Raw genomic sequence first — 351 nt, 5'->3', positions numbered from 1 at the left:
CACTGCATTTAGGTGCGTTGGATGGTAACGGAATCATCTATATTCATAAAATTGACTCCGGCTATAACTTGCGGATGCAATCACGCATTGGGCGTCGTAACCCATTGTATAGTACGGCTATCGGTAAGGTGCTCTTATCAGACAGAGAAGAAATGTTTGTTCGTGACACATTAGCGGATGTCGAGTTTATCAAACATACCGAAAACACATTAGAAAATACCGATCAGTTGATCGCCGAGCTAGAACGAGTTCGTGCGCAACATTTTGCGCAAGATAATGAAGAGCAAAAACCTGGTTTACGCTGTATCGCCGCTCCTGTGTACGATCGGTTTGGCCATATTATTGCTGGGT

The 351-nt window shown here is 44.2% G+C and carries 1 protein-coding gene; it reads left to right on the top strand.

Annotated features, from left to right (window positions below):
* The coding region (locus tag Q5762_RS37500; protein WP_315896786.1) for an IclR family transcriptional regulator C-terminal domain-containing protein at nucleotides 1-351 on the top strand (351 nt) is incomplete at both ends.

Source organism: Streptomyces sp. P9(2023) (assembly GCF_032436795.1).
Classification (GTDB): Bacteria; Actinomycetota; Actinomycetes; order Streptomycetales; family Streptomycetaceae; genus Streptomyces.
Note: the sequence above shows the minus strand (reverse complement) of the source record. Positions and strands in the feature narration are given on the sequence as shown.